Origin of the sequence: Enterococcus sp. DIV1090 (genome assembly GCF_050537975.1) — a bacterium.
Lineage (GTDB): Bacteria > Bacillota > Bacilli > Lactobacillales > Enterococcaceae > Enterococcus > Enterococcus faecalis.
On record NZ_CP172917.1, the window covers coordinates 1,764,536 to 1,786,112 of the forward strand.

Sequence of the window (21,577 nt, forward strand, 5' to 3'; positions counted from 1 at the left end):
CTTTCGTTTAATTTAAAAGTTCCATTTGGTAGCTAACCGCACTTAAAAGATACAACGGTGCTGTTTCTGCTCGTAAAATTCTCGGACCCAACCCGCAAAGTTTCGCCCCAGCCTGCAGAAATTGTTCAATTTCTTGCGGTGCAAAGCCACCTTCAGGTCCAAAGAGCACACACAAACGTGCGCCTGGCTGGCAAGTGGATAATACTTGTGCTAATTGACTTTTTTCTCCTTGTTTTGCTGATTCTTCATACGCAACCAAGACTGTGTCATATGAGTCAAATTGTGCAATGATTTCTTGTGTTTTTTCCACCAAAGAAACACTTGGTGTCTGCTGCCGATGCGATTGCTCCGCCGCTTCTGTGGCAATTTTTTGTAATCTTTTTTCTTTGGCTGCTCTTTTTTTGTGGTCCCATTTGACAACGGAAGTTTTCGCAGGAAAGCCGATAAACTGATTGCCACCTAGCTCCGTACCTTTTTGAACAATCCATTCTAACTTGTCCCCTTTTGGTAACCCACACGCAATCGTCACTTCAATTGGCAATTCTTTGTCCATTTCTTCTTTACTAATTTCTTTAAAGTAAACAGATGTTGAATCAATTTCCACAATCTCAGCTAAAATGGCAGTTTTATTTTGAAATACTAAATAACAATGATCATTCGGCGTCATTCGCATAACTCGCACAATATGATGATAGTTTTCATCTGCGACTTTATACAAATCTTTTTCTTGATAATCTTCTTTCATGAAATACCGTTGCATTTTACTCTTCCTCTGGTTTCTTCAAGATAATCGCATACCAATCGCCTTGATTAAAGAGTTGGTCCACCACAAAACCGACTTTCGTTAGTGCTTCTAAAACCATTGCTTTTTTATCTTCAATAATTCCAGAAATAATGAAGGTACCGTCTTGTTTTAGCAAACGCCAAGCATCTTCAATCATTAACACAATAATATCTGCCAAAATATTTGCGACGATTACATCAGCAGAATGGTCAATCCCTTTTAGTAAATCATTGGCTGACACATGAACATCGGCCGCAATGGGATTTAAATCCATATTTTCTTTTGCCGCTGCAACTGCTACTTCATCTAAATCATATGCGTAGACGTCTTTAGCCCCTAAATAGCGACTTGCAATACTCAAAACACCAGAACCCGTTCCTACATCTAGAACTGTTTCGCCACCACGTAAAACAGTTTCTAAAGCTTGCAAGGTTAAACGAGTCGTTGGATGCGTGCCTGTACCGAAAGCCATGCCCGGATCCAATGTGATAATTTTTTCTGCTTCATCTTGTGCGTGATAGGCTTCCCAACTTGGCACAATCGTTAAGAATCGTGTGACACGGACAGGATGATAATATTTTTTCCAAGCAGTTGCCCAGTCGCTTTCTGCTACTTCACTAATTGTCATTTCGTTTTTACCAATGGATAAGCCGTACTCAGGCAAGCGTAAAATATTTTCTTTCATAAATGGTAAAATTTCTGGTAAGAAGGTTGTTTCAGGAAAATAAGCCATCACAATCGCCCCTTCTTTAATGTGGGTGAATTGCTCTTTATCTAAAATTTCCCCATACAGATCACTTTCAAAATTTTCAATGTCCAACGCATCTTCAATGGCCACACCACTTGCGCCAGCTTCCATCATAATGTTTGAAATTGCTTCAACTGCTTCGCTAGCCGTTTCTACTTTTACTTCTGTCCACTTCATGTTCTCACCTCTAAATTAATAACTTGGATACGCAATCCATTGTTCTTTTTCTGTTTCTGCCATTTTTTTAATCATCGCTTCAAAATCTGCTGGCTCCCAATGCAATTCAAAAACTTCCGCTGTTTCATCTGATAAAAAGTCTAACAAATCACTTTGCCCTTCATCTAAAACCACTTTTAAATAGTGAATGAATCCGTCTAAAACTGCTTTGCGTAGCCCTTTTTTTCCTTCATAAGGAATTGTGACTAAATACTCTTCGTCATCAACGACTGACTTTTGCGGATTATAAAATAACAAGCCATCTTCAAATTCAATGAATTCTTCTTCTGAAAGCGTACCGTCAACATCATCAATCGCCACTTGTTCATTGTTTTCTGCATATAAACGAACAATGACTTCGATGGTATGGTTTTTGCGATCCCAATCAAGGCCTACTTCGTAATCTGCTAAGTGTTTTTCAAGTTGTTCCTCTAAGTATGTGAGCATTGTTGCTTTTTTCATTTTCTTCATCCTTCCAGCCAAAATCTATTTGGTCTACTGCTGTTCTTTTTTGTTTAGAAATATATGGATTGCCAGCCACGACGTATCTTAAAGGCAACTCTGTCCAACGACCTTTATTGGGAATTCCAATTCGTGGTAGTGCCTCAATTTTTTTCGGAAATTTTCGTTTTTCTGGCACGAGCCGTAACGAACTAGAAAAAATCGACTGCCCATATAATTGCTTATCAATTCCTAAGGCTGCAACTAATTTACCTGGTCCATTGGTCAATTCCACGCCTTGACGTCCTTGGCGATTTTCAATCATTTTATCGACACCTTCAACAGGTTCAATCGCGCGGATCATCACCCCTTGTGGTTTGCCTTGTTCTTGTGTCACCATATTTAAAATTAAATGCGTGTGCATAGTATATAAATAAATCGTGCCTGGTTTGTCATACATGGCTTGTAAGCGTGGCGTTTTTCTCAAGCCAAAGCTATGGGCCGCCTCATCATCAGGACCTAAATAAGCTTCTGCATCCACAATGTACCCACCTAAAACGCCTGTTGCTGTTTCGTGCTCTAAATACATCCCTAACAAGTATTGTGCCACTTCTTCAGTTGTTTTTGTGTTAAAGATATTTATCGTTTCTTTCATTTCTTTCACCACTCCCTATCATACACGAAACCTTCCGCTATATCCATCTAAAACCCAAAAAACCACCAAAAAGCGAATGTACGTTCTTTATGTTATAATAAGATGATTATGAAAAAGGAGGTCCTTTTATGCAACAACCTTTAGCCTATCGAATGCGACCTCGTCACTTAGACGAAGTAGTTGGTCAACAACATTTAGTCGGCCCTGGTAAAATTATTCGTCGGATGGTCGAAGCCAAAATGCTTTCATCGATGATTCTTTATGGGCCGCCTGGCACTGGAAAAACCAGTATTGCCAGCGCAATCGCTGGTTCAACAAATTATGCCTTTCGCATGTTGAACGCGGCCACAGACACCAAAAAAGATTTACAAATCGTTGCTGAAGAAGCCAAAATGAGTGGCACAGTGATTTTACTGCTTGATGAAATTCACCGATTAGATAAAACAAAACAAGATTTTTTGCTCCCTCATTTAGAAAACGGACGAATTATTATGATTGGAGCCACTACCGAAAATCCATATATTACAATTAACCCTGCGATTCGTAGTCGCACGCAAATTTTTGAAGTAAAGCCCTTAACAGAAACAGACATTCAGCAAGCGATTCAAGAAGCCTTAACCGATAGCACACGTGGCTTAGGCGATTATCCCGTCCACTTAGAAGAAAAAGCATTACAACATTTGACACGCGCAACGAACGGTGACTTACGTAGTGCACTAAATGGACTAGAATTAGCTGTTAAATCAACACCAAAAAATGAACAAGGCGAAATTAAGATCACCTTACCGATTATTGAAGAGTGCGTGCAACGAAAAGCCTTAACCCATGATAAAGATGGCGATGCCCATTATGACGTGATTTCCGCTTTCCAAAAGTCAATTCGAGGAAGCGATGTAGATGCTGCACTTCATTATTTGGGTCGCTTAGTTGAAGCAGGTGATTTACCGATTATTTGTCGTCGTTTAATGGTCATTGCTTACGAGGATATCGGTCTTGGGAATCCTGCGGCCGCCGCTCGGACAGTCACCGCTGTTCAAGCCGCCGAAAAGCTAGGGTTTCCAGAAGCTAGGATTCCTCTAGCTAGTGTCGTCATTGATTTATGTCTATCCCCAAAATCAAATTCTGCAGTCACAGCGATTGATGCTGCTTTGGCAGATATTCGACAAGGCTCTGTGGGAGATGTTCCTGATCATTTGCGTGATGCCCACTATGCTGGAGCCAAAGAATTAAACCGTGGCATTGGTTATCAATACCCACATAATTTTGAAAACGGTTGGGTCAATCAACAATACTTACCTGACAAATTAAAAGAGGCACGTTATTACGAACCGATTGATATTGGTAAATATGAACAAGCCTTACATCAGCAACTCAAGCGTATCCAAGAATGGAAACAGAAAAAATAACAAAATAATACGCTTTCAAAAAAAGAAACAATCTCGTTGCCGATTTTGAGAGAGTATGCTATTATAAAGATGGTAAATCTGTGATGTACGCGTTGTCCTTTCACTGTGTTGACCGAACATTTTTATTGATATCTAGGGATCCTGCTTGTATCAAAGTTGGTAACATGCCTTTTCTTTTGGTAGTTCAATACTGCGATCGAGGAACCCACCTGCTTATCTTGCGGGTTCAATACTCTAGGACGATTACCGGCATCGACGGATTTTACCATTTTTATGAAGATTTCTAAACAATTTGCTCTGGCAAGTTGTTTTTTTTTGGAGGACAAGATGATTCGTATACTCGTACTATTACTCGCCGTTGTCACAGGCGTAGCCAGTTATTATTTGATGAAGAAAAGTGCAGCTTTTTTACCACTCTTAAAAAAAGAAACTGCAACAGAAAGTCAACAGTTTATCGAACGTTTTGGGCGTTATTACTTGATTATCGCCATTCTAGGTGTTCTAGCGGCTATTTTTAATCGCCCGTTATTGTCAATTGGTTTTATCTTTTTTGTTTTATTACTTTCAACGTTGTTTAGTTTAACTTTTGCAAAAAAAATGTCATAAAAGACGATGAATTTAAAGAGGTCGGGACAGAAGTGTTTAACTCCGAGAAATAAGAAGGAATTTTCGAAAATTGTTCTTTAATTTTTGGAGAATTTCGGCTTATTTCCGAAGGAGTTGCTTCTGTTTCCGCCGTTTATCAATTTTTAAGCCTGGGACAAAAATCCAAAGTGATTTTTGTCCCAGGTTCTTTTTTTACAAAAAAATGCCAATATTCAGAAAAAAAAGAAGCGGTTTCAGTTTCTTTTTTTCTTTGTTTGTTTTACAATTATTATAGAAACAATTAATGATTTTTTTTACGCTGAAAGGAGCGGTTATTATGTTACAACAATATCAAAAAATTATGATAGCAATCGATGGTTCTGACGAAGCAGACTTAGCCTTTAAAAAAGCGGTCAACGTCGCTAAACGAAACGATGCTGAATTACTATTAGCACATGTTGTTGATACGCGCTCTTTCCAATCAGTGTCCTCTTTTGATGGTGCGCTAGCAGAAGAAGCAATGTCAATGGCAAAAGAAACCTTAGACACCTACCAACAACAAGCGGTGGATATGGGACAAACAAAAGTCTCTAGCGTTCTAGCCTATGGTTCTCCTAAGAACATTATTGCCAAAGAATTACCAAAAGAATACAACATTGATTTAATTATGTTAGGAGCAACTGGATTAAATGCCGTTGAGCGTTTATTTATTGGCTCTGTCTCTGAATCAGTTATCCGTAACGCTAGCTGCGATGTTCTCGTTGTACGGACGGATTTAGACAACAAATTACCAAAAAATGAAGAAAAATAAAAAATAAGAAGAAACTGAGCCAACTATCACTTTTGATAGTTGGCTCAGTTTCTCTTTATTGACCTATTAAGCACACCTTGTGAGAGCGTCTCACAAGGTGTGCTCGTTTAATTATTTTAGACGTTCTACGTCACGGGCAATCATTAACTCTTCATCAGTTGGTACTAATAGAAGCTTGATTTTTGAATCATCAGTTGAGATAACTGCTTCTTCACCGTGTACATTATTTTTGTCATCATCGATTTCACAACCAAACCAAGTCATGCCATCAATAATATCTTTACGAACGCCAACTGCATTTTCACCGATTCCAGCAGTAAAGACAATCGCATCAACGCCATTCATAACAGTGACATAGCTACCAATGTATTTACGAATACGATCGATAAAAATGTTGTATGCTGTTTGAACTTCAGGTTTATCTAAGTTTGATTGAATATCACGCATGTCGCTTGATAAACCATTTGTTAAACCTAATAAACCAGATTTTTTGTTTAAAATATCAACCATGTCTTGTACATCAGTCAAGCCAAGTTTTGTCATTAAATAAGGCAATAGTGACGCATCAACATCCCCTGAACGAGTCCCCATTGTAACGCCAGCAAGAGGAGTGAAGCCCATTGATGTATCGACTGATTTACCACCATCAACTGCAGTGATTGAAGCACCATTTCCTAAGTGACAAGTGATAATTTTTAAGTCTTCAATTGGACGACCTAACATTTCTGCAGCACGTTGAGAGACATAACGATGACTTGTTCCATGTGCCCCATATTTACGTGCAGCAAATTTTTCATAGTATTCACGCGGTACACTATATAAATAGTTGTGTTCTGGCATTGTTGTGTGGAACGACGTATCAAAGACTGCCACGCTAATGATTTCTGGTAAGATATGTTTAAATGCTTTAATCCCCATTGCATTCGCTGGGTTGTGTAAAGGTGCTAATTCAGATAAAGCTTCAATTTTTTCTAATACTTCGTCTGTAATAACAACAGAATCTTTAAATTCTTCTCCACCAGCAACTACACGGTGACCAACACCAGTAATTTCATCATAAGAACCTAAAATGTTTAAGTCGATTAATTGGTCTAGTAACATTTTTACTGCCACTTCATGGTTATCAATATCTACAATTACTTCATATTTTTGTCCTTCACCATATTTAATTGTGAAGATAGAATCTTTTAAGCCAATACGTTCAACGATTCCTTTAGCGATCACTTCTTCATTTGGCATTTGGTATAATTGCCATTTTAAACTTGAACTACCTGCATTAATTGCAATTGTTTTAGACATAATTTTCTCCTCTTCGTTACTATTTTATTTTAAATTTGAAGCTTTCCAAGCTTCAAATTGTTTAAAGAACTCCGTTACTTTATTGATATCTTTCAAAGAGGCAAGTTTTGCTAACAAAACTTCCTTCACTTGCTCAGCATCTGCACCCTTGTTTTGAACAAGCAAGATACTTTTACGTGATTGTTCTGACTTAAACAATTCATCAGGTAACTGTATCATTCCTTGTAAATAGACGTTTTTTGTCAACCAATTTTTAAAGAATTCACTTTGCTCAGTCTCTAAAATATTTGTCGGGATTAAGAATAAGCCAAACCCTGCTGGCTTCACGTATTTCATGGCTTGCTCCATTAATAAATGATGCGCATAACTATGGCCTTCCTCAGCAGCAGCAGCAAATCCCTTCGCTCGCTCATCATTTGGATAATAGCCAATCGGCAAGTCACTTAATGCTAAATCAACTGGATCCAATAACAAATCTTGCAATCCGTCTTGATGGAACAACTGAATATTGGCTTGTGACCAAGCATTGTTCACAGAAGATACCGCCAAAAGTGTTTCATCGATATCCACACCATAACCAGAAACTTTGTAACCAGCTGTTTCAAGGTTCAGCAGAACCGTTAACAGTAAATTTCCCATTCCTGAAGCAGGATCTAAAATTTTTAATGGCTCAGATTTATTTGTTAATTGTTCTACTAAATAAACAAACAAAAAGCCAATACCGTCTGGCGTCAATTGATGATTTGCTTGAAGCTGCTCTTTTCTCGTTCCTTTTAACAAAAGTAATTGGGACAAGCGTCGCACATCTTCAGGAGCTAAATCAATTTTTTTAATCGTATGATACAGCGTTTCTAATTGTTTCACTGTCTCTGGATTAGGTACTCCGTCAAGTACTCGTACTTGAAAATCATCTAAAATATTTTCACCATTTTCAATATACGCATCTAAAAAAGAAGTATCCAATGACTGTTGCAATAACTGGATTGCTTGTTCCATTGGCTCGAAAGCCTCTTCAATTTTTTCTGGGAACAAATTAGCACCTCTATTCTATTCAAAATGTAACAACTTCCATACCTGTTTTATTTTAACGAAAAAAGAAAGAATAATCAATGCCTTTACTGTCTTTCTTCTAAAATCTAATAATTTGTAGAAAAACAACGCTATTCCAGTATTGTTTCCGCTTTTTTTTGATGAGAAACTCTCTCTTGATATTGGTATTTTCGACCAGATTTGTTTAATAAAACAGTTATTCTTAATTGTTCATTTTTGTATGTATAATCGAGGGTCACTTGCGCGTATACGAGCCTTTCTTCTGTTTTTAACTTTCGTCTATTTTGTTTAACATCTGCAAGAAATAAATGAAGGATACTTTTCCCTGCATAGTATTCCTGGGTAGCTTGCGTAAATTTTTGTGTTAACTGACGTTCTTCTAGTAACTGAAGGGCGAGAAAACTCATCAAATAAACAAAGGCCATGGCCGTGAACAATAAGTTTCCTGAATATTTTTGCCTCATTAAAATTCTCCCTTTATCGGAAAAAAACTATCAAATGTTTTTCCAGAAGTAAAAGTAACTTCCAAAGTAAACGATTGTCCTTCATTTTTAAACTGGCCATTTTTGATACCAATTAACAGCGGTTGATAGCCTTTACCATTGACTCGCTTAATAATTTTATCTTCTTTGATTTGAATTGAAATAGTCTTGTTTGTTTCTGAGTCGAGGAAAGAAATCTCTTGAGCAGAGCCTGTTTGGAAAACGAGCTTTTGATATTCTTTTTCTAATTGAATTAAAAAAATATGCCAGGATTTCGAATCATTGTTTTTCAAATATTGATTTCCGATAAAACTTTGTTGAATCATCAACTGAAACAATTGACACATACAACTTAAAACGACTAGTGCTACTAAACACTCTAACATCGTAAAACCCGCATATTTTTTATTGACCAATCAAAATCGCTCCTCTTGAATCTGTGACTTTTAGTATCCTTCTTCCATCGTTCTCCATCAAAGAAAATCGGTAAGTTTCTCCTTGATATATCCGCTCTTTGAAACGTAAATCACTCGTCTGCTCTAAAAATAAAATTGCTTCGTATCCTAGACGAGTGCGCGTTAATTCTTGCTCCCGTTGATAATTTTGCTGAATTAATTGTGTAATAGTCAGGGAGAATATCCCTGCTACCACACATACAATACTAAAACTAACGAGACTCTCTAATAAAATAAAACCGCTATAAATAGTTAATTTTCTTCGTATATTTGCCACTCCCCATCTGAAATTCCATAACAATTTAAGGAATAAAAACATCATACAATACGCATTAAATAGCTGTTTTTTCATTTTTAATAATCTAAGATATGTAAATAATACCGCAAATCTGTGGTAAATTTTGTGGTAAAAATAGAATGCAAAAAAAGCTCTACTTCCCGTAACTGAGAAGCAGAGCTTTTACGTTTTTAATTATTCTATCCATTCATCATTGAAATATTCGTCCACAAATTCATCTATCGTTTCGCAACGTTCTGTTTCTTTTTCAAATGGATTTTCTTCAGGCATATGTTCTTCACTCCATTTCGTGAAATTATGAATCTGGACGTTTCTAATATCATAAAAATCGATTTCTTGTTCACCAATCAGCACAACATCGAATTCTGCCATCCCACGGAAAACACCAAAAACATGTGGTTTTACACGATCATATTCATCTAATGAGTTCAGTTGAATTTCTAGTACCTTATTTTGCTTAATAGAGCGATCTAAAAAATATTCTATTTGCTTTTGGGATTGCTGTGGTAGTCTATCAATATTTCGAGCGTGGTATTCGTCTGTGTTTTTAATTGCTTCTGTTAATTCACCCAATGGAAAAGCTGTGGGCCACTTTAATTCAAAAGGACGGTCAACATAATCGTTGTAAGGTTTAAACTCTTTTTTCGTTCGTTTCACCATCTGATACACTCTCCTATCAGATACATTATACGAACGTTTGTTCCTTTTTTCAACAAAAAATATTAACATAACAAAAAAACACCTATCTCTCATAAGAAAGAGAGCTAGGTGTTTTACTATGGACCATAAAGGGATCGAACCTGTGACCTACGCGTTACGAGTTACTAAATAACAATAAGAATTAACTTAAATTAGCTTAAGATAAACAATTATATGTCTTGTGTTTAAACAACTTTGAGTAACTTTTACAACTTTATGCCCACGTTTCTGCCCACGAAAAATTGAAAATCCACGTTATTTTATACTGAATTCCAATTAACTAATTCGAATCACTGAAAAAGTTTATGATATAATAAAATGACATATACTTGAATCAATAAAATTTTTATGAAATGGGGAATTATAGTGCACTTAGGCCATGATAATTTTAGAACTAAAAAACTACCTATAAAATTAATTATACTATCGCTTGTTATCATTACAGTAGGATGTTTTGCACTTAATCAAAACTCAAAAAAACGAGTGCTTGTTGAAGAACATAAAGAAGAAACTAAACCTTCTTCAAAAAAAATTTTTTCAACAAATTTGTCAAACCTTGAAGGCTATTATATTGGACTAAAAAATAAATCTCAAAAACAAAATTCTGATCCTATAGTAATTACCTATATAAATTACGAAAAGTTGACTAACAATGATAGTAAGGCTTATTTTTCAACTAAACTCATTAATGACACTGCTTCTTTAGAGATACCGAATGCATTAGATGAATTAGCTACCCAACCAGATTTAATAAATAAAACTTTCTCAACTCTAGCTCGTATCGCCGATAACTTTTTTACCGCTAACATGAATGAAGGTAAAGACGGTAATAAATTATTTCACGACTTAATGCTCTATGTCCCCTATAGTCCTAATAATTATCAAATTTTTCTTCAAATTGATAATGATAACGGAGAAACAGATAACTACATGCTTGTTAAATCAACCAAAGAAGAGCTAAGTGCATTAGAAAAAGTCCCCGTAGATGAATTTCGAGATAAAATTTTAACTAAAAAATTAAACTTACTCAACTTTGATAATACTGAAAGAGCTTTTTATAATGTGGCATCTAATTATGTAGGCTATAAAAGCATACCTGTATTAGAATAATGTATTAAAGCAATTATTTCTTGTTAGTGATTGAAAAATTATCAATCATGTTCTTATGGACCATGACGGATTCGAACCATCGACCGAACGGTTATGAGCCGTTTGCTCTAACCAACTGAGCTAATGGTCCTGAAAACAAAATCACCCACAACCTGTCATCAGGATTGTGAGCGGCAATGTTTGGAATTTAAGTTTAATGATAAACTTAAATGGATTTGACTATACCAAAACATATATTTTATGTAAAACAAAACCGCCCTAGCCTGGTAGAGGGCGGTTTATGAAAAATTATGTCTTAGACAAGTTCATTGTACTGCTGCTTTTCCTTTTAGGCAAGAACTTTTTTAATAGTTCAATGTTTGACCTGGATAAATTAAGTTTGGATTAAATAGTCCGTTCCGTTGGGCTAAAGCTTGGTATGTGGTACCGAGTTTAGTGGCAATACTTGATAAATTATCACCAAACTTGACAGTATAAACATTATTTGTTGCTGATCCATTGACTTTCAAAACTTGGCCAGGATAAATAAGGTTTGGATTAGCCAATCCATTTAATGCAGACAATGTTTGATAGTCTGTGCCATGTTGGTAAGCAATACTTGATAATGTTTCACCATATTGGACTACGTGTGTTGCTTCTGGTTGTTTATCAGGAACAGTTGCCGCATCTGGCAATAATTCAATATCACCTTTGCTTATCCATGACAAGATACCTCCAAGCAATACTCTGCTTCCAGTTACTTCTTGCACTTTGTAGCTGTTGCCTTTTACCCAATCTGGAATAGCTTCGCCAGTTGCCCATGCATCTACGTTAAATTTCACTTTGACCATATCGCCAACTTTAACATCTGAATTTGGTGTTTTTTCAGTTTCTTCACCGGCTTCTGTTGCTGGTGTGTCCGTTTCTGGTTTGTCAGTAGCCGTATATCCGTTATCCGTAATTCCTGTTAGGTCTACGTTACCATCTAAACCGCCTGCAATATAAGTTGAGGTAAATTGCCAAATTGCGATACCATCCATACTAGGGAAATAGTTATATAACGGACTTGGTGTTACATCATAGCTAGGATATGCAGCAATCCATAAGGAATTAGGGAACTCTTTAATAATTCGTTGATAGTCCACGTATTGCAACGTAAAAGGCTTGTATGAATAATACATTGGCGTATACCCTGCTTGTTTGATACGGCGCATACCATACAAAATCGTTTCTGTATTTGCGTTTACATCAGGACTAGCCCCATGTTCAAAATCTAATGCAACAATGGAATTTTTAGGCGTTTGGATGCGTGGCAAGAAGTAATCCATTGTTGTTTTAGCAATATCCATGCTACCGAACGTATCGTACCATATATAACTGTGCGCTCGTTTTCCTTGAGCAATGGCACTTGCTACTTGCGTTTTATACGTATACTGCTCATAAATTCCACTAGCATTGTAACCACCAATTTGAGCGATAGTAAATTTATCATGTGCATAGCCAAAACGGCCTTGTTCACCTTGGTAAATCGCCCAGTCAACGCCTTGATCTCCTTTTGCAGCAAATGTACTAACTGGCGCTAAAAAAAACAGGCCTACCAATAATGTTACTAATAGTTTCTTTTTCATCTATTTGTCTCCTTTTCTATCTGATAATCCAGGTGTTGTATGGTCTGTCACAATTCCTAAAATAGTTAATACAACAAACACTGCATTGATAACATCTAGCAATTGCTGATTAATCACATCAATTTGAAATTTATACCCAAAAGGAACTGCAACTACTTGAATAAGTAACAAAACTGCAGGAATAAGAGACAACCAGAATTGTTTATTTTTTATTCTTGACTTCCAATCAATCATTTTTATTTCCTCCAATTCCTCGAAAGAGGGTTTTATTTTGTTCTTCCAATCGACTAATGCGCACCTCATGGTTATTTAATCGGTCAACAGCTTGTTTTAGTTCTTTCATGCTATCTTCTAATTGAGAGAAGACATGATAGAATTTCATTAATGCGAAGATAATTCCGCCTAAAAATGTAATCACCGCTAACCATTGTTCTAGTGTTAAGTTCATCCTGCACCTACTTTCTACTTACAATAAAACCGCTTAGCCTTCGCTAAACGGTTCACCTGTCATTTTAGTAAATTCCTCTTCTGTAATACAACTAGGTACAAATTCTGCGACCTGTTCAGGAGTAAACAGCCCCCAGTCAAACATTAACTTAATGTCATCGTATGAATACATTATTTTGCACCTCCGATTTGTTCTTTAATCGCATCAATTTCTTTAGTATTTTGAAGCGAAGTAAGCATGGTCTTTGAATTGATTTGAGCTAATGATTCTGCTTTAGCAGCTAGTTTTTCATTTGCTTGTTTTAAAACAGCGTTATCCGCTTCTAATACTGCTGAAAGGTTTTCTAACAGATTTAATTTCTTCGAATAATCTTGTGTGACTGCTTCTTCCCATTTTTGTTCTGAAAAATTAAAGAATTGTGATTGTTCATTGTCCAAAGCTTCAAGCGGTTTAATCTCAACAAAAGGTAAAGATGTTGGAAAATTATCCTCTACTTCGTTTTTTTCAAAACCCATTGGGTACAATACTTTGTATACTACTTTCATTTTATTTTCCTCCTTTAATATGGATTTTTAGCCATCCAACAACTTGAAATAGTAATCCATGCTCCTTTTGCGACACTATCTTTACATACAATATTTGAGTTATCTGCTGTGTTCATGTATAACAAGCACATTTTGTCATCGCTGGTTTTGCCATACATTCGAACCGCTTCAATCGGATATGCCCATGTTGGAATGTTGAACCACACCGCCTGGTTATCTTTTAAAGCAGATAATTGGAATGATCCTGTGAGATATACCAGATCTCCCCGTCGGTATAATTTTAGAGAACCACCTGACATCACAGAAGCGTTGTTATCCTTATCTACCATTGCATAATCTGCTTTAGCATTTGTAAGGACTGGCTCTTTTCCTTTTACTTGAATTCCATCTTGAAAATTTTTAGTACCTAGAATAGTTTCATTTCCAACAGCCTTTACTAATTTGCCTTCAATACCATCAATGGCATCTGCGTGTGTTTTCATGTACTTATTGACACCATTTTCTTTTAGCTGAACGATATCTGACATTACGCTTCACCTACCTTTTCAAATGTAAAAACTGGTAATGCATCCAATTTTTCTTTATCCGATTTGGACATTAAACCGTCTTTTTCAGAAGTGGCATTGCCAGGAAGTGTTGGAATAATAGTTGTGTCTGGCAGTGCTTTTACATCAGAAGCAGTTAAAACAACTTCACCTGTATGACCATTTACAGACGAGACAGTGCCTGCTTCAGCACCACTAATTTTTCCATCAACAAATTCATTTAATCCAACAACACCAGCTGTACTAGTTTGTACATCAATAGCTACGCCGTCTTTTTTCACTACATATAAATCAGGCATTTATTTCTTCATCTCCTTTTACTTTTTCAAACTCAACACCAGAACCACCTAGTTTTCCAGCTTCATAATCGGCTATAATTTTTAACATTTTGTCATACTCTTGTTGTGATATCATAATGCCATCGCTTGGCAGATCTAAGTCTGCACGTGTAATAATCACTGCTCCAGTTTTTCCGTTTACAGATAAAACTTTTGCCTGTCCGTTCATTATCTCTGATAAACCAAGGATAGCTGAAAAATGTGTAATAGGAAAAAACTGACGTTTAATACCATTTTCATCAGTTTCCATCATTCTCTTAGCATCAACCATTATTTACACCTTCAATCGTAAAAACATTTTGTTTTGGATCATCAACTGTCGCTATGATTAACGCCCCTTCCTCGATTGGGAAATTGACTGTACCCACCAGTTCAACTTCATGATTCTTAGAAAATGAATCATCTTCTAAAATTTCTAACGTGGTTACATTACCGTATTTGATGGTGTATAGCCGTTCCTCTAGCCGATGATACAAATAATTCATATCAGCCAATAAACGCTCTGAAAGTGAATTGTGACGCACTCCTTGTATGTCTACACGTGCATCCATTAATTCGGCTAACATTGTGCCGCCTGGATCAACAGTTTTTAAAATATCTTTGATTGATTCGAACCACATTAGATAATCTGATTCTTGACCGTTTCGCCAAGCCTCAAATGTATCTTGTTGATTTTTACGCCATTTTTCAAACTCTTCTTTTCTAGCGTTCATCCATGCTGTGAAATCACCTTTATTTTCATTGATAAAGGCGGTCATATCCGCTATTAAATCTTCAATTGACTGCCAGTATGACCCCATTTCACCTTCTGTTTTAGAAGCTGCTTTAATGACGAAATAAGAAAAATTCTGTGTTGAACCAATTAATTCTTCACCGTTATAAATCGTAAAATAAGCTTCTTGGCGATGTAGCGACTGCATAGAATATTCATCAAAAGTGTACTGAATGATCCCACTACGCGCATCTACAACCGTTGCTGGCCGCTGAATAGGGTATTTATTACTGATTACAGATTCAAAAAATACCTTGCAATTAGTTAGATCTAATGGCAAAGCATTTTCTACGATATTTACTTCTAATTTTTCTGTATTCTTATTCCCCTGACGGACATTAATAATGCCAACATAATTATAAGGTTCTGTGGTACTTAGTGTCGCTTGCCATTTAACCATAAAAACCCTCCTTTCGTTATTTTGGTGGTATTACTATTGATTGAATAGAACCGTCAAAATAAAGACGGTCGTATTTTGCGACAATTTGCCCTTGCTCGGCATTCTGTTCTATGGTTTGGATACGTCCGTTCTCTAAGCCATAAATCACGCCTGTGTGACCATATGCGGGGTCTACTGTCCAACCAGTTCCCCATTGTCCACTTCGTCTAATATTGACGATAGCTCCTACGACTAAATCTTTATAAGTAGGATTTGAGATTACTTTCCAACCAACCGCATTCCAATCGTACGCTTCGCCAATATCTGCAGCCGATGATGTATCACCAATGACATGGGACAATCCATAAATTGTACCTGCACCCAAACCACAGCCGCCCATAAAACCAGAGTATTCGGCTGGAACTGCATAACATTGCCCATTACCAAGCCATTTGCCCATTAAGGTCTCCAAATGTTCAATTCCAGCTTTCCCTGTCGCGGTAGAAGCTTTCAAATCTTTAAATTTGTCATACCATGTTTGTGCATAGGTTTGTCTTTCTGGATGTGCTGCAGCTGGACGTTCAAAGTTTAATTCAAACGCATAAGCAGCGGTTTTAGGCGAGCTAACAACTTTAAATTCATCAACTGTTAATGGACTTACTTGTCCTAACCATTGCCCGTTGAACATACACCAGTTAATCAATTGTGCCTGAGCGAATGAAGTCCTGTAGTCTTGTTTGATACCAGCGGCAGCAATTAAGCGTTGTACATATTCTCGACCATTCCAAGTTGGTGCGCCCACCAACGGATACGCTGATCCGTCCCATTGAACCCACCCATAACCAGGACCGCCATTTTGTTCTGTATCTGGATTCATATTGGGACCAACTTCGCCTTGAACATTTCCAAGTATGCCCGCAGCAGCTGCTTTACTGTAGCCATTACCTAGTAGATAGCTCCACAAATCCCATGCAAATTTATCAGAATCACTTGTGATTTCTGGCGGATATCCACCTGTTCCACCACCATTACCACCGCCATTTTGACCAGGTATAACTTCTTTACCATTGATGAGTATTTTTTTGGCATTGATTTCATCAACAAAAATTGTTGATGGATTTCCTTTTCCGATAAAATAAAAGAAATTCCCTAAATGCCATTGGCTAGTACCTGATATTGCAAGACCACTACCAGTTTCATTTGATAAACCAATCAAGTTTTTCCGACCATCACCAACTAATAACAATGATTTTCCATCTGTGACGATTGAATTACCGTTTTCATCTGTTAATTCTGGAAATGGATTACCTTTTGTTCCCATCGTACCAACATGACTTGACCCATCCCAAAATTCCATACCTTTTTTGGTCAATTCCATGATTTTTGTCTTTTCATTCCAAATTTGTAAAGCACCAGATACTAGTTTAAGTACATCTCCAGTTGCTTTATTGAAACTTGTTTGTAAAACATTCGCGTTAATAATGCCCACTTTAATAAAGTCAGCAACGATTTCTCCCTTAGAAGTCATAGCAAGCCCGAACGGACCATTAACGCCGTTATCGGAATATCCTAAACCGTTTAAGTTCCAACGCCAAACACGCTTCGCTGTTGCTATTTTATTTGTATCCATGATAAGAATTTCTGACGGCGCTTTTTCTGGACGAAAAACGACATGTCCGCCACTATTACCAGTGATCCATGCCGTTGCGTTTAAAACATTTTGTACTAGCGTTTCCGTTCTATTGTCGATTTTCCGTTTCAATTCTTGGGTTTGATTATTTGCAGTTGAGGTGTAGAGTGATAAATCATTTCCCAAAACAATATCTTTGAATTTGCCTAAAGTTGGGAACCAAGTATATTCAACCATACGTTCTGTTACTTCAATACCAACTTCTTTTGCTCTGACATGCGCTACATCACCAAAATGCAAAGAAGAAAGCTCTTCGTAAATATCTTCATACTCCAATGTGTGTTCTAATGCTACCATGCTAATGGTGTGCGTTACTTTTGGTTCATGAATACGGTCTTTGTCAAACAATGACTGACCCCATTCTTTAAGCTCCTCAACTGTTTTACATTCCGAATTTTCACGTTTTCCAATTCTTCGATTACTATCATTTACACCAGCAATTTCTAAAAAGCCATGCGTGATTGGTTCTTTGTCTTGGTCATAGTCATTTTCTGGCACACCACCGATAAGAAAGAGACTGTTTATAATCGATTCATCGTCAAAGTCCTCATCTATAGCTTCCAAATTAACCCCAAAATCAATTCTAAAGCCATTGTCCGATCCAATTTGTTTAACCAGTTTCAAATTAAAGTTATCCATCTCTAATTCCCCACCAGTAACACCTGTTAAATTTTGGTTACCATTGTTAGAACCAACGATTGCATCGATTGGCCCAACCTGCTTGGCTGTAAACTGATGTGTAGTACCGATATTCGACAAATAATTAAATCGTTGCTTAAACGTTAATGCAGCCTTTAAATTGTTCATGATTTGCGTGCCATTTCCGTTAGCAGTAAATGAATTAATAATGAAATTCTTATTCGCCATAAAACCGATGTGTCTCGCTGTAACTGAAACTGACTGCAGATTTTTTTTAATATTGTAAATCTCAAAATATTGATATGACCCATCTTCAACTTGTGCCTTTAAAAAGTTTCCCTTTTTTAAGTACGAGCGATATTGGCCATCTCTTGCATAGTTACCATAGAATCGATACGCACCATTTAACACACGGTTAATTTCTGGTAAATCTTGCCAATCTGGCAAAGCCATTCCGTTATCATTTAGATTTTCAGGAATAGCCGTATATGCATAAATAAAATTTTGTGTCATAAATACGCGCTCCTATTCCAAAACTTAGCTTCTGTGAAATTCCCTGATATGTTTAATGTGTTTTGACCAGGATTCGTTTCTATCCAACTACCACGAGTAAATAGTGGTAGCCCTTCTTGTATCACTTTCCCTTTTTCGTTATCAATAGTGACGATTCCTGTTTGTGTACGTAAAATCGTTAGTGAATTACTACCAACGCTTAACGTAATATCGCCGCCTTTTGAATAAATCTCGATATAAGGAAATGCTGATTCGTCACCGTGATCAGTGATTTCAACTGTTTTTGTTTTAATTAGTACAGGCTGTTCACTTACTTTTCTCTTGAAAGGTTGGCATCTAAATTCAATGTTAAAGGTATAAAAAACACCCCATTCATTTTTGAATGAGATTGGCTTGCTTATTGCACAAATAGCATCTAAATATTTGCCCTCGTTATTATGAGTGATAAGCTTGCTTTTACCAGTTAACCAACGCTTGACTTCTTTTAAGTTCTCATAAGGAATAGTTACGTCCTCAATTTCATAATCAAAAGGTTCATAGTCGTTGAATGTTTCATTAAATTCACCACTTCTACCAACGATGGAATACGTATCATATCGCTTGTTTGGTAAAATGTCTGGCAGTTCATTTTCGATGATACATCCCATATCACGAACTGCATTCAAACCTTTCCAAATGAAATTAGGTTCATCACGATTCATAAAAATCATGTTGGCACACCCCCTAAGTCATAGAAAGCTTGCGCACTTGCTTTATATAGTTTGCGATTCATCCGATCTAACTCGCTTGGATTATTTGCATCCACTTGGCCAAAATAAACATGTTGTTCGATAGTTTTTCCGCCTTTCAAGGCACCACCAATCCCGCGAGCTTTTTCTTCTTGTGAAAGTGGTGTGACTGTAGTCTTGCCATTTTTTGCTGTTAATAATTCAGGACCAGCTTCACCAACGATTGCTTGGCCATTGATCATATGACCGCCTTCAGCAAGATATGGAATTTGTGCAATACTAAAGCCTTTGCCACCAACGCCAGGTACCCATTTTGGTATTTTGATATTGTTTAAACCACCTAAAAAACCATTAATTAGAGTAATCATGGCATTAATTGGTGCTTTTGCTACTGCAGCAATTCCTTCAAAAATTCCGCCAAAAATATCAACAACACCTTGCCACGCTCTTGACCAGTCTCCAGTAAATACTCCCGTTACAAAATCAACGATACCGCCAAAAATACGCTTAATTGCATTTACGTAATCGCCAATAATTTTTGCAGCACCATTCATAGCGCCGCCAATAAAGCCTGTGATGAAATCAAAAGTAGACTTTGTCGTATCTGCTAAAACTTTGAATACACCAACCACTATATCTTTGATCACATTAAAGGACGCATTGATAAAATCTCTAAACCATCCTACTTTGTTATAAGCAATCACTATTCCAGCAACAAAAGCAGCTAGTGCAGCAATTACAATTCCAATAGGTGAAGCAATAAAGGTAATTACTGGAATCAGACTACTAATGGAACTAGCAAGTGTTCCTAAAACCACCAATACTGGTCCAATAGCCGCGACTACACCTGCAATGGTAATAATTGTTTGCTTTTGATTGTCGGTCAATCCACTAAACCACGTTGAAACCTTTTGAATCGCGTTACTTGCCGCTTCAAAAGCAGGAAGAAGCGCAATTTGCACTTGCTCACCAAGCTCACCCATTGCAATTTTAAATTGATTCTGTGCAATTTTTGCTTGGTCGATTGGATCCAAAATATCATTAAATGTTTGATCTACAGTGCCAGCCGCATTTTTAGCTGAATCTGCTAATCCATCCATTGACAATGCACCACTATCAATTGCTTCTACCATTTTTGATGCAGCTTTAGTTCCGAATACTTCGCTTGCAATAGTAAGTTTTTCTTGTTCAGTTGTTGCACCTTTAATAGATTCAATTGTTCCGCTTAATCCATCCTGCATAGTTTTGTTATCCTTTGCATAAACGACACTAGCTTTCGCTAAATACCCAAGCGTTCCTGCCGAATCTATACCAGCTTTTTCCATTTGACCTATTAATGTAGTTGATTCAGAAAAACCAAGTCCCATAGCTTTGAGTTGGGGCGCTCCTCTATTTACTGCATCAAATAACTGATCTACCCCTACTCCAGTATCCTGGCTAGTTTTAGATACTGAATCCAAAATCATTGGCAAGTCCTCGATAGATAATCTAAAAAGGTCCATTGATTTTTTCGCATTGATAGTTGATTGAGAAACATCTGATCCATTAATTTCTGAAAACTTAAGCATTCGGCCTGTGGTGTCTTCTAATTGCTTATCCATCAAGCCGAATTGTGTATTCACTTCACCAATCCCAGTTGATATATTTTCCATATCTGTTGGAATTTGGCCAGCTACTGTTTTAAAGCTGTCTTGCAATGATTCTAGTTGCTCTCCTGTAGCACCAGTAGCCGTTGTGATACTGTCCAAACTGTCATCTAATTCTTTAAACGCAGCAATAGAAGCGGCGCCAATTCCCATGATCGGTGCTGTTAAACCAACAGTCATCTTCTTACCGACAGATTTCATTTTGTCCCCAGCTTTTTCAATTTTAGCTAACTTCTCGGCAGTCTTAACAGACAAGTCACCTTGTTCTTTCAAAGCTTCATTGGTACTTTCTAATGCAGATCGTAATTTATTTTCACCTGTTTCTGATTCCAACAAGCGTTTGTAAAGCTTTTGTGATTGCTCTGAATACTGCCCAGTTTCTTTAACTGATTTTTCGTATTCCTCACGTAATAATTTGGTTCTTTGTTCGGCTAAAGATAATTGCTTTTCAAGCTTTTTCTTAGTTGCCGTTAATTTTTCAGTTTGTGTTGCATCTTTATCCATAGCGGATACCTGGTTTTTGTACTCGGTAGCCGCTAAGTTCATTTCTTTGTTGATATCTTTGATTGTTCGAGAATAATTGACTTCTCCGTTTGTCTTAAAATTTAAGACAACATCAGATTCTTTCTTTGACACGTTAGCGCTCCTTTCCTACCACCAAGGACTTTTATCCATAGTCACACTTGCA

26 protein-coding genes, 1 tRNA gene and 1 other RNA gene are annotated in these 21,577 nt (G+C 36.9%); 5 read left to right on the plus strand and 23 right to left on the minus strand.

Going from position 1 to position 21,577, the window contains the following annotated elements; all coding sequences use genetic code 11:
• Positions 1–7: 7 nt before the first annotated feature.
• The 4 genes from IGL48_RS08515 to IGL48_RS08530 are packed head-to-tail and all read right to left on the minus strand — an operon-like array spanning position 8 to position 2,844.
• Positions 8–760 (minus strand): 16S rRNA (uracil(1498)-N(3))-methyltransferase, encoded by a 753-nt coding sequence (locus IGL48_RS08515; RefSeq protein ID WP_002369176.1) that lies wholly within the window; start codon positions 758–760, stop codon positions 8–10.
• A 1-nt stretch (position 761) separates the two neighbouring features.
• A complete protein-coding gene (gene prmA, locus IGL48_RS08520) occupies positions 762–1,709 on the minus strand; it encodes a 50S ribosomal protein L11 methyltransferase (protein WP_002357075.1) in 948 nt (315 codons plus the stop codon).
• 15 nt (positions 1,710–1,724) lie between these two features.
• On the minus strand, positions 1,725–2,210 hold the full coding sequence (locus tag IGL48_RS08525) for a DUF3013 family protein (protein ID WP_010707387.1): 486 nt from the start codon (positions 2,208–2,210) through the stop codon (positions 1,725–1,727).
• Complete coding sequence (locus tag IGL48_RS08530) at positions 2,167–2,844, minus strand: DNA-3-methyladenine glycosylase (RefSeq protein ID WP_002364174.1); 678 nt, start codon at positions 2,842–2,844, stop codon at positions 2,167–2,169. Before IGL48_RS08530 ends, IGL48_RS08525 begins: the two co-directional genes overlap by 44 nt.
• Positions 2,845–2,972: 128 nt before the next feature.
• Here IGL48_RS08530 and IGL48_RS08535 point away from each other — a divergent pair, with 128 nt between their 5' ends.
• From IGL48_RS08535 to IGL48_RS08550, 4 genes are all read left to right on the plus strand, one after another.
• A complete protein-coding gene (locus IGL48_RS08535; protein ID WP_002360030.1) occupies positions 2,973–4,250 on the plus strand; it encodes a replication-associated recombination protein A in 1,278 nt (425 codons plus the stop codon).
• Between the two features lie 72 nt (positions 4,251–4,322).
• Positions 4,323–4,516: non-coding RNA, 6S RNA (gene ssrS / locus IGL48_RS08540), on the plus strand.
• Between the two features lie 7 nt (positions 4,517–4,523).
• The gene (locus IGL48_RS08545; RefSeq protein WP_002357068.1) at positions 4,524–4,856 is read left to right on the plus strand and encodes a hypothetical protein; all 333 of its coding nucleotides are present in this window, start codon (positions 4,524–4,526) and stop codon (positions 4,854–4,856) included.
• Between the two features lie 316 nt (positions 4,857–5,172).
• Positions 5,173–5,646, plus strand: coding sequence for a universal stress protein (locus tag IGL48_RS08550; RefSeq protein ID WP_002357065.1), 474 nt, complete (start codon positions 5,173–5,175; stop codon positions 5,644–5,646).
• 111 nt (positions 5,647–5,757) lie between these two features.
• Here IGL48_RS08550 and IGL48_RS08555 read toward each other — a convergent pair whose 3' ends face one another.
• From IGL48_RS08555 to IGL48_RS08580, 6 genes are all read right to left on the minus strand, one after another.
• On the minus strand, positions 5,758–6,945 hold the full coding sequence (locus tag IGL48_RS08555) for an acetate/propionate family kinase (protein ID WP_002357064.1): 1,188 nt from the start codon (positions 6,943–6,945) through the stop codon (positions 5,758–5,760).
• Between the two features lie 24 nt (positions 6,946–6,969).
• Positions 6,970–7,977 (minus strand): class I SAM-dependent methyltransferase, encoded by a 1,008-nt coding sequence (locus tag IGL48_RS08560; RefSeq protein ID WP_002357063.1) that lies wholly within the window; start codon positions 7,975–7,977, stop codon positions 6,970–6,972.
• A 128-nt stretch (positions 7,978–8,105) separates the two neighbouring features.
• Entirely contained in the window at positions 8,106–8,459 is a 354-nt protein-coding gene (gene comGG, locus IGL48_RS08565) for a competence type IV pilus minor pilin ComGG (protein WP_002360027.1), read from the minus strand.
• The gene (gene comGF, locus IGL48_RS08570; protein ID WP_010824786.1) at positions 8,459–8,893 is read right to left on the minus strand and encodes a competence type IV pilus minor pilin ComGF; all 435 of its coding nucleotides are present in this window, start codon (positions 8,891–8,893) and stop codon (positions 8,459–8,461) included. The genes comGG and comGF overlap by 1 nt, the downstream gene beginning before the upstream one ends.
• The gene (locus IGL48_RS08575) at positions 8,883–9,254 is read right to left on the minus strand and encodes a type II secretion system protein (protein WP_430601664.1); all 372 of its coding nucleotides are present in this window, start codon (positions 9,252–9,254) and stop codon (positions 8,883–8,885) included. Before IGL48_RS08575 ends, comGF begins: the two co-directional genes overlap by 11 nt.
• Positions 9,255–9,404: 150 nt before the next feature.
• Positions 9,405–9,890 (minus strand): hypothetical protein, encoded by a 486-nt coding sequence (locus tag IGL48_RS08580; RefSeq protein WP_430601634.1) that lies wholly within the window; start codon positions 9,888–9,890, stop codon positions 9,405–9,407.
• 405 nt (positions 9,891–10,295) lie between these two features.
• On the opposite strand from IGL48_RS08580, the gene IGL48_RS08585 reads away from it, so the two are divergent.
• Entirely contained in the window at positions 10,296–11,039 is a 744-nt protein-coding gene (locus IGL48_RS08585) for a hypothetical protein (RefSeq protein WP_048955606.1), read from the plus strand.
• 56 nt (positions 11,040–11,095) lie between these two features.
• Here IGL48_RS08585 and IGL48_RS08590 read toward each other — a convergent pair.
• From IGL48_RS08590 to IGL48_RS08650, 13 genes are all read right to left on the minus strand, one after another.
• A tRNA-Ile gene (locus IGL48_RS08590) sits at positions 11,096–11,169 on the minus strand.
• Between the two features lie 214 nt (positions 11,170–11,383).
• The gene (locus IGL48_RS08595) at positions 11,384–12,646 is read right to left on the minus strand and encodes a LysM peptidoglycan-binding domain-containing protein (RefSeq protein WP_173963075.1); all 1,263 of its coding nucleotides are present in this window, start codon (positions 12,644–12,646) and stop codon (positions 11,384–11,386) included.
• Positions 12,647–12,880 (minus strand): phage holin, encoded by a 234-nt coding sequence (locus IGL48_RS08600; RefSeq protein WP_002417568.1) that lies wholly within the window; start codon positions 12,878–12,880, stop codon positions 12,647–12,649.
• Positions 12,873–13,094 (minus strand): hypothetical protein, encoded by a 222-nt coding sequence (locus IGL48_RS08605; RefSeq protein ID WP_173963076.1) that lies wholly within the window; start codon positions 13,092–13,094, stop codon positions 12,873–12,875. Before IGL48_RS08605 ends, IGL48_RS08600 begins: the two co-directional genes overlap by 8 nt.
• A 33-nt stretch (positions 13,095–13,127) precedes the next feature.
• On the minus strand, positions 13,128–13,265 hold the full coding sequence (locus IGL48_RS08610) for an XkdX family protein (protein ID WP_173963077.1): 138 nt from the start codon (positions 13,263–13,265) through the stop codon (positions 13,128–13,130).
• Positions 13,265–13,639 carry a hypothetical protein gene (locus IGL48_RS08615; RefSeq protein ID WP_010815471.1) on the minus strand — a complete coding sequence of 125 codons (375 nt, stop codon included), beginning with the start codon at positions 13,637–13,639 and terminating at the stop codon, positions 13,265–13,267. The genes IGL48_RS08610 and IGL48_RS08615 overlap by 1 nt, the downstream gene beginning before the upstream one ends.
• Before the next feature lie 14 nt (positions 13,640–13,653).
• On the minus strand, positions 13,654–14,166 hold the full coding sequence (locus tag IGL48_RS08620; RefSeq protein WP_086317750.1) for a hypothetical protein: 513 nt from the start codon (positions 14,164–14,166) through the stop codon (positions 13,654–13,656).
• Positions 14,166–14,483 (minus strand): hypothetical protein, encoded by a 318-nt coding sequence (locus tag IGL48_RS08625; RefSeq protein ID WP_021732960.1) that lies wholly within the window; start codon positions 14,481–14,483, stop codon positions 14,166–14,168. Before IGL48_RS08625 ends, IGL48_RS08620 begins: the two co-directional genes overlap by 1 nt.
• Positions 14,476–14,793, minus strand: a complete 318-nt coding sequence (locus tag IGL48_RS08630; RefSeq protein WP_021732959.1) for a hypothetical protein — start codon at positions 14,791–14,793, stop codon at positions 14,476–14,478. The genes IGL48_RS08625 and IGL48_RS08630 overlap by 8 nt, the downstream gene beginning before the upstream one ends.
• The gene (locus IGL48_RS08635; RefSeq protein ID WP_430601635.1) at positions 14,786–15,694 is read right to left on the minus strand and encodes a phage baseplate upper protein; all 909 of its coding nucleotides are present in this window, start codon (positions 15,692–15,694) and stop codon (positions 14,786–14,788) included. Before IGL48_RS08635 ends, IGL48_RS08630 begins: the two co-directional genes overlap by 8 nt.
• Before the next feature lie 16 nt (positions 15,695–15,710).
• The gene (locus IGL48_RS08640; RefSeq protein ID WP_430601636.1) at positions 15,711–18,515 is read right to left on the minus strand and encodes a phage tail tip lysozyme; all 2,805 of its coding nucleotides are present in this window, start codon (positions 18,513–18,515) and stop codon (positions 15,711–15,713) included.
• On the minus strand, positions 18,512–19,225 hold the full coding sequence (locus IGL48_RS08645) for a phage tail protein (RefSeq protein WP_174084355.1): 714 nt from the start codon (positions 19,223–19,225) through the stop codon (positions 18,512–18,514). The genes IGL48_RS08640 and IGL48_RS08645 overlap by 4 nt, the downstream gene beginning before the upstream one ends.
• On the minus strand, positions 19,222–21,525 hold the full coding sequence (locus tag IGL48_RS08650) for a phage tail tape measure protein (protein WP_174084354.1): 2,304 nt from the start codon (positions 21,523–21,525) through the stop codon (positions 19,222–19,224). The genes IGL48_RS08645 and IGL48_RS08650 overlap by 4 nt, the downstream gene beginning before the upstream one ends.
• Between the last annotated feature and the right edge of the window lie 52 nt (positions 21,526–21,577).

Coding starts and splice junctions, on each gene's coding strand:
- IGL48_RS08515 (WP_002369176.1), bottom strand. CDS start 760: ATGCAACGGTATTTCATGAAAGAAGATTATCAAGAAAAAGATTTGTAT.
- prmA (WP_002357075.1), bottom strand. CDS start 1,709: ATGAAGTGGACAGAAGTAAAAGTAGAAACGGCTAGCGAAGCAGTTGAA.
- IGL48_RS08525 (WP_010707387.1), bottom strand. CDS start 2,210: ATGAAAAAAGCAACAATGCTCACATACTTAGAGGAACAACTTGAAAAA.
- IGL48_RS08530 (WP_002364174.1), bottom strand. CDS start 2,844: ATGAAAGAAACGATAAATATCTTTAACACAAAAACAACTGAAGAAGTG.
- IGL48_RS08535 (WP_002360030.1), top strand. CDS start 2,973: ATGCAACAACCTTTAGCCTATCGAATGCGACCTCGTCACTTAGACGAA.
- IGL48_RS08545 (WP_002357068.1), top strand. CDS start 4,524: ATGAAGATTTCTAAACAATTTGCTCTGGCAAGTTGTTTTTTTTTGGAG.
- IGL48_RS08550 (WP_002357065.1), top strand. CDS start 5,173: ATGTTACAACAATATCAAAAAATTATGATAGCAATCGATGGTTCTGAC.
- IGL48_RS08555 (WP_002357064.1), bottom strand. CDS start 6,945: ATGTCTAAAACAATTGCAATTAATGCAGGTAGTTCAAGTTTAAAATGG.
- comGG (WP_002360027.1), bottom strand. CDS start 8,459: ATGAGGCAAAAATATTCAGGAAACTTATTGTTCACGGCCATGGCCTTT.
- IGL48_RS08575 (WP_430601664.1), bottom strand. CDS start 9,254: ATGATGTTTTTATTCCTTAAATTGTTATGGAATTTCAGATGGGGAGTG.
- IGL48_RS08580 (WP_430601634.1), bottom strand. CDS start 9,890: ATGGTGAAACGAACGAAAAAAGAGTTTAAACCTTACAACGATTATGTT.
- IGL48_RS08595 (WP_173963075.1), bottom strand. CDS start 12,646: ATGAAAAAGAAACTATTAGTAACATTATTGGTAGGCCTGTTTTTTTTA.
- IGL48_RS08600 (WP_002417568.1), bottom strand. CDS start 12,880: ATGATTGATTGGAAGTCAAGAATAAAAAATAAACAATTCTGGTTGTCT.
- IGL48_RS08605 (WP_173963076.1), bottom strand. CDS start 13,094: ATGAACTTAACACTAGAACAATGGTTAGCGGTGATTACATTTTTAGGC.
- IGL48_RS08610 (WP_173963077.1), bottom strand. CDS start 13,265: ATGTATTCATACGATGACATTAAGTTAATGTTTGACTGGGGGCTGTTT.
- IGL48_RS08615 (WP_010815471.1), bottom strand. CDS start 13,639: ATGAAAGTAGTATACAAAGTATTGTACCCAATGGGTTTTGAAAAAAAC.
- IGL48_RS08620 (WP_086317750.1), bottom strand. CDS start 14,166: ATGTCAGATATCGTTCAGCTAAAAGAAAATGGTGTCAATAAGTACATG.
- IGL48_RS08625 (WP_021732960.1), bottom strand. CDS start 14,483: ATGCCTGATTTATATGTAGTGAAAAAAGACGGCGTAGCTATTGATGTA.
- IGL48_RS08630 (WP_021732959.1), bottom strand. CDS start 14,793: ATGGTTGATGCTAAGAGAATGATGGAAACTGATGAAAATGGTATTAAA.
- IGL48_RS08635 (WP_430601635.1), bottom strand. CDS start 15,694: ATGGTTAAATGGCAAGCGACACTAAGTACCACAGAACCTTATAATTAT.
- IGL48_RS08640 (WP_430601636.1), bottom strand. CDS start 18,515: ATGACACAAAATTTTATTTATGCATATACGGCTATTCCTGAAAATCTA.
- IGL48_RS08645 (WP_174084355.1), bottom strand. CDS start 19,225: ATGATTTTTATGAATCGTGATGAACCTAATTTCATTTGGAAAGGTTTG.